Raw genomic sequence first — 13061 nt, forward strand, 5'->3', positions numbered from 1 at the left:
AGAAGGGCGCTAGCAGGCCAAGGGGCGGGAGAGGCCGGTGCTTCGGTTCTTCGGAACGCGCTTGGCCCAGCTTGCTCTGGTCGTATTGGCAGTAACGCTGCTGTTCTACTGGATGCTGAACCTGTTGCCTGGCAACCCGTGTGTGGCCGCGTTCGGCGGGGCGGCTACCCAAGAGCAGATCGACGAATGCGAGCGGGATCGCAACCTGGACGACCCGGTGATCGTGCAGTGGGCCAAGTGGGGCGGCGACGTGCTCACCGGCGACTTCGGCAAGTCGTACCTCACCGGGCGGTCATTCGGGGAGGCCCTCAACACCGCGCTGCCTCGAACCCTGCTCCTTTTGGCCTACTCGCAGATCCTGGCGCTGGGCGCGGCCATTCCCCTCGGCCTGTGGTCGGGGTACAAGCAGAACAGCGTGGGCGACAAGATCGCCAGCGGAGGGGCGTTCGCGCTCTTGTCCACCCCGGTGTTCGTACTCGGACTGGTGCTGATCTTGGTGTTCGCCGTGAGGCTGGACTGGTTCGACCTAAGCGGCTACCAGCCGATTTCGGAGGGGCTGGTCGCCCATTTCAAGGTGATGTTCCTTCCCTCGATCACGCTGGCCGCCGGGCTGTTGCCCATCTATCTGAGACTGCTGCGCACTGACGTCATCGGCACCCTGCAAGAGGACTTCGTGGGGACCGCCCGGGCCAAGGGCCTTCCGGTCCGCCACGTGCTCATCCGCCATGTGCTGCGCCCGTCGAGCTTCACGCTGCTGACCATTTTCGGCATCCAGGCGGCCCAGGCGGTGAACGGCGCCATCGTGGTGGAGTTTTTGTTCGATCTCGACGGGGTCGGTTCGCTGCTGGTGAGCTGGGTAGCCGCCCGGGAGTTCTTGCTGGTCCAGACGCTGGTGGCGCTGATTGCGGCGGTGTTTGTGACCGTGACCACGATGGTCGACCTTCTCTACTCGGTACTCGACCCCCGGATACGGCGAAAATGACCGACGTTGCCACCACCGTCGTGACGGGTTCCCAACCCGAAGTCGCCCCTCGGCAGCGCCGTCACAATGTCGCCCTCTGGCTGTCGGTGGGGTGGTTGATCCTGGTGATCGCCAGCGCCGTGCTGGCCCCGTGGCTGGGATTCATCGACGACCCTCACAAGCCGCTGTCCGGGCAGCCTGAAGAGGGGCCGGGGTGGTCGAACTGGTTCGGTACCGATCAGCTCGGTCGGGACATGTTCGCCCGCTCGGTGTGGGGCGGTCGGCTGTCGCTGTCCATCGCCGGTCCGGCGGTGGGCATCGGGATTGTGGTGGGCGGTGTGCTGGGAGTGATGGCCGGCTACTTCGGCAAGTGGATCGACCTGGGAATCAGCAGCGTGGTCAACGTGGCGCTGGCCCTGCCCGCACTTGTATTTGCCCTGTTCATCGTGACCGTGCTGGGCCAGAGCTACTGGAACGTCACCATCGCCGTGACCATCCTGACGATCCCGGCCATCGCCCGCATTGCCCGGGCCCAGGCGCTGCGGTTCGCCGCTCGGGAGTTCGTGACCGTGGCCGACATGATGGGGGCTAAATGGCCCCGTTTGCTTTTCCGGGAAGTGCTGCCCAACGTGGTGCCCGCCTTGGCCTCGATCGCCTTTCTGGCCATGGGGATCGTGATCATCGCCGAGGGGAGCCTGTCGTTCATCGGGGTGAGCGTGGGCTCGCCCAGTATCACCTGGGGCAACATCTTGTCGGCCGGAAAGGGAAGGCTGGAGGATGCCCCCCACATCGCCCTGATCACCGGCGGAGTGATGTTCGTCACCCTCATGGCGTTGAACTTCGTGGGCGACGAGCTGCTCCGACGCCTCGACGTGCGCGAGGCCCGTATCTGAGCTCGCCCCGTCGGCCTACTGCTGCTGTTGTTGTTGCTGTTCTCGGGTGCGGGGGGTCTTGACGGCGGCCAACAGCGAAGGCCGCATCATCGTGGAGGGCTGGCGGGCCGGGTCCATGCGGCGGATCTCCACAGAGGCGTCGACTTCCGGAGCGCCGGGACCGGAGTAGACGCCCCGCAGCGGGGGGACGTCGTCGTAGTCCCGGCCGTGGCCGATCTTGACGTGCTGGCGGCCCACCGCCAACCGGTTGGTGGGATCGAGCGGCAGCCAGCCTTGACCGGGCACAGCTGCCTCGAACCACGCGTGGGTCTGCACTCGGACGAAGTCGCCCTCGATGCTGCCGGTGCGGTCGTTGCTGGAGAACAGGTAGCCCGACACATAGCGGGCTGGGATGCCGATACTGCGGCACAGGGCCACGGCCAGGTGGGCGTAGTCCTGGCAGACGCCGACGCCTGCGGCCAGAACATCGGCGATGGGCTGGCCGATCTCGGTGGCACCGGGCTCATAGGCCAGCCGGTCTCCGACGAACTCGTTGAGCCTCGACACCGCGCTCGCCACATCGGACCCGTCGGCGGTGGCCAGTCCTCGGGCCTGTTGGGCCATGGCCTCGTCCCAGTCGGTGTGACGGGTGGGCTTCAGGAACTCGTCGTGCTCATTGAGAAAACCGGGTTCGCCCAGCGACTCCATCGCAGAAGCGGCGGAGAGGGCTGGCGGGTCTTGGGTTTCCACTGCGGCTTCGGCGACGACCTCCAGGTTGGTGTGCGATTCGGTGACGCCGAAATGGTCTACCCGGGTGCCCCAGTAGTCGGTGAACGACAGCATCCTGGCCGACGGCTCCACCGACACCCGGTAGTCCAAGAGCTGCTGGCGCTCATCGGAAACCGGGCAGGCCCGCAGCTCGTTCTGGGATTCGCGCACCGACGAGTCGAAGGTGAACCTGGTGCGGTAGCAGATGTCCAGCCTCACGACGATGCTCCGGGGCTGATGGCCTGGCTGTGCAGGTCGAAGGCTTCGGCGTTGCGGAAGAAGTGCCCGCTCACCAGGTCGGCCACCTCCCGGACCCCGGTTTCCAGCCCGCTCAGATGTTCGGGCAGGTTGGCCGCCATGGCGTCGAAATCGGCGTACTCCAGCCCCGACCGCAACTGGCTCAGGCGGCGCAGGGACGGGGGTCTGCCGTTTTGGGCGAGGGCTTCAACCTGGGTCTCGCTCATTCGAAAGCAGTAGAGCACCGACCGGGGGAATGAATCGTTGACCAGCAGGAATCGGGCCACATCGGTAGCCAGGGGGGAGGACTGGTGGGCCCGCTGGTAGGCCTCGAGGGCCGATACCGAGCGCAGGGTGAGCGCCATCTCGTCGTACGACGAACCGTCCATGGCGGGGTAGCGGGTTTGGATCAGACGGCAGGTCATCAGCGCCCGCTCCAGGTTCTGGCCCAACACCAGAAATCGGTAGGCCTCTCCTCGGGCCATCGATGTCTCGAACACCCCGTTGAGCGTCTGGCAGCTCACTCGGATGAAGTCGAGGGTTTGGAACGGATCTTGTTCCATGGCTGTGGCGAAGTCTTCCCGACGGAGCCGCAAGTAGAACTGGTTGATCTGCTCCCACAGTTCTGAGGGGATCTGGTCGCGCAAGGATCGAAAGTTCTCCCGGGTGCGGCCGATGCAGAACACCACTGATCCGGCCAAAGAGGGCGAGGCCACCAAACGGGTAGCGGCCGCTTGCACGTCGATGCCCAGCCCGGCCTCACTTCGCAACATCGGCGGCGACGGGATCAGGTTCTCGGCCATGGTCTGCACATCCTCATCCGGTGTCGGCACTTCGAGGCGTAGGGTGCGGATCAGGTTCTGCATGTGGTCGATGGCCTGAGCCGGAGGCTCGGCCACGGTGCTGAGCAGCGTGGCCCGCACCATGCGGGCAGTGTCCTCGGCCCGCTCCAGGTAGCGCCCGGCCCAGAACATGTCCTCCGCGTGGCGGGCCAACATCAGCTTGCCGCGGCCTGATCGCGTTGGCCGGAATCGCCCAGTACCCAGGTGTCTTTGGAGCCGCCGCCCTGTGAGCTGTTGACGATGAGAGATCCCTCTCGCAGGGCCACTCGGGTTAGCCCGCCGGGAATCACCTCCACCTGCTCGCCACTCAGCACGAAGGGGCGCAGGTCGATGTGGCGGGGGGCGAAATGGTCGCCGGCCCAAGCGGGCAGGCGGGACAGGTTCACCACCTCCTGGGCGATCCAGTTGCGGGGATCGGCCAGGATCTTGTCGCGGGCCTCAGCCAGCTCGGCATCGGTGGCCTTGGGGCCGATCACGATGCCGTAGCCGCCCGATTCGGCCACCGGCTTGACCACAAGCTGGTCCATCCGCTCCAGCACCTCAGCCCGCTGGTCTTCCTCCCACAGCAGGTACGTGTCGGCGTTGGGGATGATCGGTGCCTCGCCCAGGTAATAGCGGATCATGTCGGGCACATAGGCGTACACCGCCTTGTCGTCGCCCACCCCGTTGCCCACCGAGTTGGCCAGCGACACCGTGCCGGCCCGGGCCGCGGCCATCAGCCCGGGCACTCCTAGGGTGGACTGGGGGTTGAACACCACCGGGTCCAGGAAGTGGTCGTCGATGCGGCGGTAGATCACGTCCACCCGCTCGAGGCCTCGGGTGGTGCGCATGGCCACGATGTGGTCGTCCACCACCAGGTCGCGCCCCTCCACCAGCTCCACGCCCATGCTCCGGGCCAAAAAGGCGTGCTCGAAGTAGGCCGAGTTGAAGATGCCGGGGGTGAGCACCACCACGGTGGGGTCGTCGCCGCAGGCTGGCGGGGCGATGGAGCGCAGGGCCCGCAAGAGCGAGCGCCCGTAGTGGTCTACCGAGCGGACCGCCAGGTCGGAGAAGGCGGCGGGGAGCAGCTTGGTCATGGCCGCCCGGTTCTCGATCACATAGGAGATGCCGCTGGGGCTGCGCAGGTTGTCTTCCAGTACCCGATAGGCGCCGTCGGCGTCGCGCACCAAGTCGATGCCGGCCACCAAACAGCGGGCCCCCAACGGGACCGCCACGTTCATGGCCTCCCGCTCAAAGCCGGTGCAGGAGGTGATCAGCCGCCGGGGCACGACGCCGTCGTTGATAATGGCCTGCTCGCCGATGTAGATGTCGTCGAGGAACCGGTTGAGCGCGGTGACCCGCTGGATCAGCCCCCGCTCCAGCATGGCCCATTCATCGGCGTCGATGACCCGGGGGAACAGGTCCATGGGCCAAGTGCGCTCGGTGCCCTCGTCGCCGCCATACACCGTGAACGTGATCCCCTGGCGGCGGAACGACTCATTGCGCTGTTCTTCGAGGTCCCGAACCTGCTCCAGCGTCAGCCGGTCGAACCACTCCTGCACCGGCCGATAGTGATCCCGAGTGCGCCCCTGCTCATCAACAGCCTCATCAAAGAAGCCGGGGGCGTCGGACATGGCCGCCATTCTAAGTGGTCGGGTTTCTCCCGCTTGGCGGTCGTGGGGTCGGGCTGGCCGGATTTGAACCGGCGACCCCCTGCTCCCAAAGCAGGTGCGCTGACCAAACTGCGCCACAGCCCGTACTGGCGTCCAGCGTACTCGGAGGCAGGGTGGCGGAGAGAAGCTTGTTTTCGGTTGAGCAGGCCTAGGACAGGGCCTGCTCCACTTGGTCGAGGGCTTCTTCTTCAGACACGTTCAGCGAGAAGCTCAGCTCGGACACCAGCACGTTGCGGGCCTTGGTGAACAGGCTCTTCTCGCCGGCGGACAGGCCCTTGTTCTGGTCCCGCAGGGCCAGATTCCGCACCACCTCGGCCACCTGGTAGACGTCGCCCGACTTGAGCTTCTCCTGGTGGTTCTTGAACCGGCGGCTCCAGTTGGCCGGCTCGCGCACATCCCGCTTGCGGAGCACCTCGAACAGGTCTTCCACGTCCTCGGTGGAGATGGGCCAGCGCATCCCCACCTCTTCGGCCTTGGCGACGGGCACTGAGAGCACCATCTCGCCGTGGGCCATGCGCAGCACCAGGTATTCGGTCTTCTCCCCGAAGGCCTCTTTCATCTCCTTTTTGACCACGGTCGCTGCTCCGTGGTGGGGGTAGACAACCTTGTCGCCTTTTTTGAACGTCATCGTGCTCCGTGGGGGGCTCAGGGGAACCCCATAAGGATGCCATCATCGGATGCGGTTTCGCATCTTGACTGGGAACTCGGTGCTTGGGGGGTTTTTCCGTCGGACTGCATGCAGCGATGCGGTCCAGCGACCAAGATGGGCGGAGATGGCTGCGCTTCGCACTGAGATAACCGAGATCGTCACCGGGCTGGGGATGCTCGGTTTGGCGTCGGTGGACGAGGCGTTGGCGGCCCGGCCCAGCGAGATGGTGGGGGTGGAGGGCCATCACTACGACAAGCTGGTTGCCGCTCGGGCCGACGGCAAGTACGGGTTGCAGTTCGAGGAGGCCTGGGCCAACGGCGTGGCCTTTGCCGCGGCGGAAGACGGTCTGCGGGATCGGCAGCCCAAGCGTGTGGAGTGGAAAGGACCGCACAAACTTCCGGGATATGACCAGGTTCCAGCCGATCTTCGAGTGGACTATGTCTATCTGGTGAGTTGCAAGTACGGATCAAAACTTCTGCATAACGTGTCGCCGTCCCACTTGTTCGATCGGCTGCTTGTTCAGCGGCATGGGCAGAGGGTGGATTGGTATGCCGATGTAGCACCGGATGAATATCAGCATCTCTACCGGGCATGTCGGGGCTACATGGGTGATTCGGAGTTGCCAGCAACAATCGGCGAACTGGATCGGCATGGACGGGGCCGACTGAAGGAAGCATTCCAGGGTGCATGGCCCGAGCCTCTGGCCGAACCATATCGCTGGTTTGCAATCGCGGTGTCGAGGGCCTCTGCGGAGCGGTGGCTTCAGGCGCTAGAAGACCGGGCTCTTCGGGAGCAAACTCTATGGCGCTTGCTGCGGCTTCAGCCCGCGCCTTACTTCGTGTTGGGAACCGATACCAGCTGGGAGCCCCTGCGCTATCGGGTGGACACGCCTTGGGACTTTCGCGTGCGATACCGGTTCAAGTCCCTGGACGCTTGGCCTGAAGCTCGAGGTCAGCCAGTGGTTTGCTGGAGGGCCGATCTGGTGGAGATTTCCACTGGTGCTCCCGTTCATGTCGACGGTCATGTTGAGGTGCGATGGAGCCATGGTCGGTTTAAGGGATCACCAGAGGCGAAGGTCTATTTGGACACCCCCCACTTGGAGACGCCGGGCTATACCGAGCTGTCGTAGTTCTCGATCAGGCCCAGATGGCCATCGGGTAGCCGGTTTCGTCGAGTTCGCCTTGCCCCAAGATCATTGCCGTGCCAGCGGCCATGCGCCGGGCGGTCCAGCCGGCGGCTGCGGCGTCGAGCAGGTCGTCGAGGTTTGCGCCCGAAATGGATGGGGGAGATGGGCTCAGGTTGTCGAATTCTGGTGACAGCGCAGCCATGCGCTCGGCTTGTCCTGCCGGTTGGCGTTTGGAAACCGACATCGGCCCACCGGCCAGCACGGCGAAGCTGGTCTCGGGGTGGACCTCGGCGGCCTGGGGCCGGGCCTGGGGAGAGAGGTCTTCTGGGGTCAGCACGGCTCGCACTTCCCGTACTTTGGGCAGCAGGTGGAACGCTTGGATTGACAGTCCCCGGCCGGTGTGGGCTCGCGCCTGGTGGTTGGCCTCGGCGTGGTCGGCGGCGTTGAGCACGCACAGGGGCGGAGTCCAGAACAGCGAGGAACGGCGGGGACCGAGCAACTCCCGGGCCTCGACATCGGAGCGGCGGAGGTCTTTGCCTGGGAGTCCGATGGGCATGTCAACGCCGACGGCCAGCAGCCTTTGGGACCGGGCTTGGCCCCATACGTCGGCGAACGATGGCCACACCGAGAACGCCACCGGGGAGCCGGGAGTGGTGGCGGTGACAGCCATGACCCATCCGCCCTTGGCCGCATCCACCCCGGCGACCAGCGCGGCGTCACTCAAAGCGGACCTCGAAGATGTTGGGCCAGCGCTTGCCGGTGATGAGGAATGTGCCGGTGTCGGGCCGATAGGCGATGCCGTTGAGAACGTTGTTGCTGTCGGCGTCAGCCGGGTGGGGGCTGATGATGCCGGCCATGTCGGCCTCGGCGATGACTGCGCCGGTGTCCGGGTCGATAATCACGATGCGGTCGGTGAGCCAGACGTTGGCCCACACGTCGTCGCCTATGCACTCCAGTTCGTTGAGCCGGTTGACCGGGCTGCCGTCGGTGTCGACAACCGCCACTGATCCCAGCGTTTCGAACGTCTCCGGGTGGCGGAAGGTGAGCGTGTTCGACCCGTCGCTCATCACAAGGCGGGTGCCGTCGTGGCACAGTCCCCAGCCCTCGCCGGAGTAGGTGAAGCTGCCGGTTTGCTCAAGGGTGTTCTGGTGGTAGACCCCGGCGGTGCCCGCCCGCCAGGTGAGCCAGATGAGCTGGTCGTCGACGAGGGCAAGCCCCTCACCGAAGTGCTGGGGGTCGGCGGCGGTCTCTTGGAGCACCCGCCCAGTGGGCAAGTCCACGATTCGCAGGACCGACTGCCCTCGCAGCCCGGTGCTCTCATACACCAGCCCGTCGAACCACAGCAGCCCTTGGGTAAATGCCGAGGTGTCGTGGGGATGAGTGGCCAGCACCTGGTAGGTGAGCGTTCCCGACCAAGAAGGGGTCGGTGTCGCCGTGGCGGTGGGCACCGCGGTTGCTGGGACAGTGGGCTCAGGGGTCGAGTCTGGAGGTCGGACGGTTGGCCGGGTGGTGGGTTGCGTGGTGGGTTGGACGGTCGTTGGCTGGGGGGTTGGCCCAGTCGTTGGCTGAGAGGTGGGCTGCGCGGTTGGCGGGAGAGTGGGCTGCGCCGTTGGCTGGACGGCGGTCGGTTGGGGGGCCGAGCCGGTCGGCGCCGCGGTTGCCGGGGCGGTGGGATCAGGTGCTGTTGTTGGCTGGGAAGTAGTACCAGCGGTTGCCGAGACGGTGGGGTCAGGAGATGCAAACGGCTCCGGCGATGCGGCTGCTTCCTCAGGAGCCGCCGCCTCAGGTAGAGCTGATGGAGAGGGCGCGTCGGCATCGCAAGCCGCCAGAAGAGCGACCACGGTCAGCAGCCAGATTGCCGCCCAGAACGTTTGGGTACGAGACAGAGCCGCCATTTTTGCCCAAATACGCCCTCAAGTCAGAGGGGTGTCACACTGCACTGGTGGATTTCTCCTTATCCGAGCAGGAGCAGGCGGTTGCCGATCTGAGCCGCCAGATCTTGGGCGACCTGTCGACCCCGGAGCGGCACAAGCACTTGGAGGCCGATGGCTTGACCCACGACGACTACGTGTGGGGGGAGTTGTGCGATGCCGGGCTGGTGGGCGTGTCGCTGCCCGAGGAGTGCGGCGGGGGCGGCTTGGGCTTTCTGGCCACCTGCCTGATGTTGGAGGAGATCGGACGCACCACGGCCCGAGTGCCGTTTCTGGCGCCGGTGGCGGCGATGGCGGTGGCCGAGTTCGACCCCGACGAGGATCTGCTGGCGGAGATGGCCACCGGATCGGCGCTGGTGTCGCCGGCGCTGGTGGAGCCGGGCCGCGACCCCGGTGATCCCTCCGCGACGGCGGTGGAAGCTGGTGACAGTTGGACTGTCAACGGCACCAAGGAGATGGTCCCGTTCGCCGATCAGGCCGACTGCTTCCTGGTTCCCGCAACCACGAGCCACGGAGTCGGGTTGCTTTTGGTACACGACTCCGCATCGGTCGAGGTCGTTCCCCAGGAGGCCACCTCTGGCCTGGTTGAGGGGAAGGTGGTGATGGTCGATGCCCCTGCCGACCGGCTGGGTACCGGCGCCGAGGCGGTGGAATGGCTGGTGCAGCGGTGTACGGCGGCGCTGAGCGCGGTGGCCGTGGGGGTGGTGAGCGAGGCTCTGCGGCTGACCGCGGCCTACACCAGCGAGCGAGAGCAGTTCGGCCGGCCCATCGCCACCTTCCAGGCCGTCGGCCAGCGGGTGGGCGACGCCTACATCGACACTGAGGCCATCCGCCTCACCGCCCTGCAAGCCTGCTGGCGTTTGGACCAAGGGCTGGAGGCATCAACCGAGGTGGCGATAGCCAAGTACTGGGCCGCCGACGGCGGCCAGCGGGTAGCCAACGCCGCCCAGCACCTCCACGGCGGCATGGGCGTAGACCGCGACTACCCCCTGTGGCGCTACTACGTATGGGCCAAGCACCTAGAGCTCTCGCTAGGCGGGTCCACCGCCCAACTCCTGCAAATCGGCAACGCCCTCGCCGCCGGCAGCGCCTGATATCGGCAGCTCTCTTGCGGCCCTTAGGGGAATAACTATATATTTTTATACGATTAGATTCATATAAACTATAGTCGTGTGAGGATGTTCTCAGGCAGAAAGGCGAGGAATGAAGGCAGGGGAGATCCAGCACAGGCTAGCGTCAACCAACCGCTGGTGGGTCGATCCGAAAGGGTGGCCGGACAATGATCCCGACTTGCGTGAGGCCGCTCGCGCTCCTTTCAGCTACACCACCGGAGTGCTCGACGATCTTGTTGCCGGGGGCCTCTATGTCGTGAGAGGACCGAGGCGGGTTGGCAAGTCGGTGACCATGAAGCGGGCCGTCAAAGAGCGGATCGACAGCGGGGTCGATCCGCGGCTGATCGTCCATATGTCGGTTGAAGGATGGAGCGAGGCTGACCTGGAGAGACTGGTGAGCGCTGCATCTCAGATCATGCCGGTCGGTGCGCCCCGGTACTGGTTTCTCGACGAGATCAGCGGTGTGTCGGGCCGCTGGCCCGACAGGGTGAAGTGGCTGAGAGACAACGATAAGCAGTTCCGCTCTGACACCGTTGTTCTCACTGGCTCTTCTTCGTCGAATTTGAAGGAATCGTTGGGGGCGTTGGCTGGGCGAAGAGGCGGGGTGGTTAACCCCGACAGGGTGATCTTGCCGATGGGCTTCCGGTCGTTCGTCGAGCTTGCCGCCCACCAAGCACCCCTGGTGGCAGACTTGGGGCCCGTCCAACCAGGCGACCTCGACTATGACCTCTTGGCAGAGGCTGCCTATGCACTGATGCCCGATCTGCACACGTTGGTCGCCGCGTGGGAGGCATACCTTCAGATTGGCGGCTTCCCGCAAGCAGTAGCTGGCTATGCCCGCGCCAAAGACGCTTCACAGCCGTGGCAGCAGTCAGTGCTGCCCGGCGTTGAATGGGCGCTGGCCCACGCCATCGATCCCGGCCTGCTCGCCAGCTTGCAGGAGGCCATCAATGCAGACGCCTTCAGGAGAGCCCGTCTCTCCAGCATCCAGTCCGGTGAACTTCTGCGTTTACTGGTTGACGGTCTGTGCTCGCCAACGAATCACACTCGCCTTGCCCGTGAAATCGACACCGCGCCGCGCACTGCCTCAGAGCGCATCAGTGATCTTCGAGAGGCGCTAGTCATTTGGCCTGCCTACCAAACTGACGGTACTCGGCTGATGCCAAAGCTCAGGGCTCAGGCCAAGACGTATTTTTGTGATCCCGCTTACACTCGGCTCGTCGGTGACGGTGCCCAAGACTTCACCCGTCTTTCCGAGCAGCAGCTGGGCATGGCTCTTCTGCGAAGCATCGAGCGGCGGCATCCCAGCAGCTATGTCGATTTCGGGAGGCTTCTCTACCACCGCAACCAGACAAGTCGCGAAATCGATTTTGTGGGTGGTGACCTCGGGGATTTGGCGATCGAGTCGAAGTATGTCGACGGTGGTTGGCGCGGCACCGCCGGCCGCACCATCAAAGCCTCCCCGTGGAGAGGCATCGTCGCTACCCGCACGGAGATCAATCTTGAAGATCCCCGGCTCATGGCGGTTCCGACAGCGTTGCTTGCCTGGCTGCTCGACAGTTGACGGCACGGTCGCTTCCGCTGACCTCCTCAGAGCCAAAGGAGGGTTGCTCCCTGGCATTGGGGCGTTAACCTACGCCACCATGAGCGATGCCAAGCGAGACGTCAGGGCCTCCGACAAGTCGTCCCTTCCCATGGTGGTGAGGGCGATGAACAGCTATGGCCGCACCGTTCGCCGCATCCGACCTGGGCACGGTCGGTTCAACGCCGATGCTCTGGTGGAGAAGGCCCAGGAGTCGGCCAAGCTCGACGACTTCGGCCCCGACGGCTGGCAAGAGGGACTCGAGATTCTGGTCGATTCCATCAATAGTGAGGGGAACCTGAGCCAGTTGGGGCGGATGATCCTGGGAGGTCTTATTGACTCCACGCTTCAGATGCGACTGCGGGTTGTCGATTGGTCCAACCAGCACCCAGAAGTGGCTAAAGAGCAGGTGTCCGCCCCGATTGTGGTCACCGGCCTGCCCCGTACCGGCACCACCCTGCTCAGCAACCTGCTGGACCTCGACCCGATGAATCGATCGCTGCTGGCGTGGGAAGGTGGCACGGTGGCCCCGCCGCCCACGCTCTCGGGACACCGGGAGGACCCCCGCATCGCCGAGGCGGCGAAGGGCTCGGGCCAGTTGGCCAAGCTGGCCCCCAAAGTGCAGGCCATGCACCCTATGGCTGCCACTCTTCCCACCGAGTGCGTGACGCTGTTGGGAGGCGAGTTCAAGTCGATCCACTTCGAGACCCAAGGCACGTTCAACACCTACGGGGCCTGGTTCGAGACCTGCGACATGGTGCCGGCCTATGAGTTCCACCGACTGTGCTTGCAGGTGCTGCAATCGGGCATCCCGACCCACCGGTGGTCGTTGAAGACACCCGGCCACATGTGGCACCTGGACGCGTTGTATGCCGTATACCCCGACGCCCGAGTGGTGTGGACCCATCGCGATCCGCTGAAGGTGGTCGGCTCAGTGGCCAGCCTCAACTGCACCCTCCACGCCACCAACACCGACAAGGTGGACTTCGACGCCGTGGGCCGCATCTGGCGAGACAAGTGCCTACACGGCATCAAGGCCGGCACCGAATTCCGGGACCGGCGCGGCTCAGACGACACCGTGTTCGATCTCCAGTACGCCGAGCTGATGGACGACCCTGTGGGCTCAGTTGAGCGCATCTACCGCCACTTCAACATGGAGCTAGACGATCTAGGCCGACGCAAGATGGCCGCCTGGATGGAGGAAAACCCCCAAGACCGCTTCGGCCGCCACCGCTACACCCTCGACCAGTTCGGCCTCTCAGCCGAAGAAGTCCGCCAGCAGTTCGCCCCCTACACCGAGCGCTACGAAGTCCCCTCTGAGGGCTAGAT

Annotated in this window: 12 protein-coding genes and 1 tRNA gene; 6 read left to right on the forward strand and 7 right to left on the reverse strand. The window is 65.0% G+C overall.

All coding sequences use genetic code 11. The features are described from left to right. Nucleotides 1-37: 37 nt before the first annotated feature. On the forward strand, nucleotides 38-982 hold the full coding sequence (locus ACOGJC_RS12220) for an ABC transporter permease (RefSeq protein WP_419845273.1): 945 nt from the start codon (nucleotides 38-40) through the stop codon (nucleotides 980-982). Then, the gene (locus tag ACOGJC_RS12225) at nucleotides 979-1854 is read left to right on the forward strand and encodes an ABC transporter permease (RefSeq protein ID WP_419845274.1); all 876 of its coding nucleotides are present in this window, start codon (nucleotides 979-981) and stop codon (nucleotides 1852-1854) included. Before ACOGJC_RS12220 ends, ACOGJC_RS12225 begins: the two co-directional genes overlap by 4 nt. Before the next feature lie 15 nt (nucleotides 1855-1869). Here the strand turns inward: ACOGJC_RS12225 and ACOGJC_RS12230 are convergent, their stop codons facing one another. The 5 genes from ACOGJC_RS12230 to ACOGJC_RS12250 all read right to left on the reverse strand — a co-directional run bounded on the left by ACOGJC_RS12230 (nucleotide 1870) and on the right by ACOGJC_RS12250 (nucleotide 5960). Next, complete coding sequence (locus ACOGJC_RS12230; RefSeq protein ID WP_419845275.1) at nucleotides 1870-2820, reverse strand: transglutaminase family protein; 951 nt, start codon at nucleotides 2818-2820, stop codon at nucleotides 1870-1872. Continuing rightward, on the reverse strand, nucleotides 2817-3836 hold the full coding sequence (locus ACOGJC_RS12235; RefSeq protein ID WP_419845276.1) for an alpha-E domain-containing protein: 1020 nt from the start codon (nucleotides 3834-3836) through the stop codon (nucleotides 2817-2819). The genes ACOGJC_RS12230 and ACOGJC_RS12235 overlap by 4 nt, the downstream gene beginning before the upstream one ends. Further along, nucleotides 3836-5293, reverse strand: coding sequence for a circularly permuted type 2 ATP-grasp protein (locus tag ACOGJC_RS12240; RefSeq protein WP_419845277.1), 1458 nt, complete (start codon nucleotides 5291-5293; stop codon nucleotides 3836-3838). The genes ACOGJC_RS12235 and ACOGJC_RS12240 overlap by 1 nt, the downstream gene beginning before the upstream one ends. A 48-nt stretch (nucleotides 5294-5341) precedes the next feature. Continuing rightward, a tRNA-Pro gene (locus tag ACOGJC_RS12245) sits at nucleotides 5342-5416 on the reverse strand. 64 nt (nucleotides 5417-5480) lie between these two features. Further along, a complete protein-coding gene (locus ACOGJC_RS12250; RefSeq protein ID WP_419845278.1) occupies nucleotides 5481-5960 on the reverse strand; it encodes a CarD family transcriptional regulator in 480 nt (159 codons plus the stop codon). Between the two features lie 145 nt (nucleotides 5961-6105). Between ACOGJC_RS12250 and ACOGJC_RS12255 the strand changes: the two genes are divergently transcribed. Then, nucleotides 6106-7110, forward strand: a complete 1005-nt coding sequence (locus ACOGJC_RS12255) for a hypothetical protein (protein WP_419845279.1) — start codon at nucleotides 6106-6108, stop codon at nucleotides 7108-7110. 7 nt (nucleotides 7111-7117) lie between these two features. Here the strand turns inward: ACOGJC_RS12255 and ACOGJC_RS12260 are convergent, their stop codons facing one another. Further along, nucleotides 7118-7831, reverse strand: coding sequence for a DUF429 domain-containing protein (locus tag ACOGJC_RS12260; protein ID WP_419845280.1), 714 nt, complete (start codon nucleotides 7829-7831; stop codon nucleotides 7118-7120). Then, nucleotides 7824-8555: a glutaminyl-peptide cyclotransferase gene (locus ACOGJC_RS12265; protein WP_419845281.1), complete on the reverse strand. Its 732-nt coding sequence runs from the start codon at nucleotides 8553-8555 to the stop codon at nucleotides 7824-7826. Before ACOGJC_RS12265 ends, ACOGJC_RS12260 begins: the two co-directional genes overlap by 8 nt. A gap of 494 nt (nucleotides 8556-9049) precedes the next feature. On the opposite strand from ACOGJC_RS12265, the gene ACOGJC_RS12270 reads away from it, so the two are divergent. The 3 genes from ACOGJC_RS12270 (at nucleotide 9050) to ACOGJC_RS12280 (ending at nucleotide 13059) form a co-directional block, all read left to right on the forward strand. Continuing rightward, nucleotides 9050-10132, forward strand: a complete 1083-nt coding sequence (locus ACOGJC_RS12270) for an acyl-CoA dehydrogenase family protein (protein WP_419845282.1) — start codon at nucleotides 9050-9052, stop codon at nucleotides 10130-10132. 109 nt (nucleotides 10133-10241) lie between these two features. Further along, nucleotides 10242-11714: an AAA family ATPase gene (locus tag ACOGJC_RS12275; RefSeq protein ID WP_419845283.1), complete on the forward strand. Its 1473-nt coding sequence runs from the start codon at nucleotides 10242-10244 to the stop codon at nucleotides 11712-11714. A 79-nt stretch (nucleotides 11715-11793) separates the two neighbouring features. Next, entirely contained in the window at nucleotides 11794-13059 is a 1266-nt protein-coding gene (locus tag ACOGJC_RS12280) for a sulfotransferase family protein (RefSeq protein WP_419845284.1), read from the forward strand. Nucleotides 13060-13061 lie beyond the last annotated feature (2 nt).

Origin of the sequence: Candidatus Poriferisocius sp., from assembly GCF_965204015.1 — a bacterium.
Classification (GTDB): Bacteria; Actinomycetota; Acidimicrobiia; order Acidimicrobiales; family Bin134; genus Poriferisocius.

Coding starts and splice junctions, on each gene's coding strand:
- ACOGJC_RS12225 (WP_419845274.1), top strand. CDS start 979: ATGACCGACGTTGCCACCACCGTCGTGACGGGTTCCCAACCCGAAGTC.
- ACOGJC_RS12235 (WP_419845276.1), bottom strand. CDS start 3,836: ATGTTGGCCCGCCACGCGGAGGACATGTTCTGGGCCGGGCGCTACCTG.
- ACOGJC_RS12240 (WP_419845277.1), bottom strand. CDS start 5,293: ATGTCCGACGCCCCCGGCTTCTTTGATGAGGCTGTTGATGAGCAGGGG.
- ACOGJC_RS12250 (WP_419845278.1), bottom strand. CDS start 5,960: ATGACGTTCAAAAAAGGCGACAAGGTTGTCTACCCCCACCACGGAGCA.
- ACOGJC_RS12255 (WP_419845279.1), top strand. CDS start 6,106: ATGGCTGCGCTTCGCACTGAGATAACCGAGATCGTCACCGGGCTGGGG.
- ACOGJC_RS12275 (WP_419845283.1), top strand. CDS start 10,242: ATGAAGGCAGGGGAGATCCAGCACAGGCTAGCGTCAACCAACCGCTGG.
- ACOGJC_RS12280 (WP_419845284.1), top strand. CDS start 11,794: ATGAGCGATGCCAAGCGAGACGTCAGGGCCTCCGACAAGTCGTCCCTT.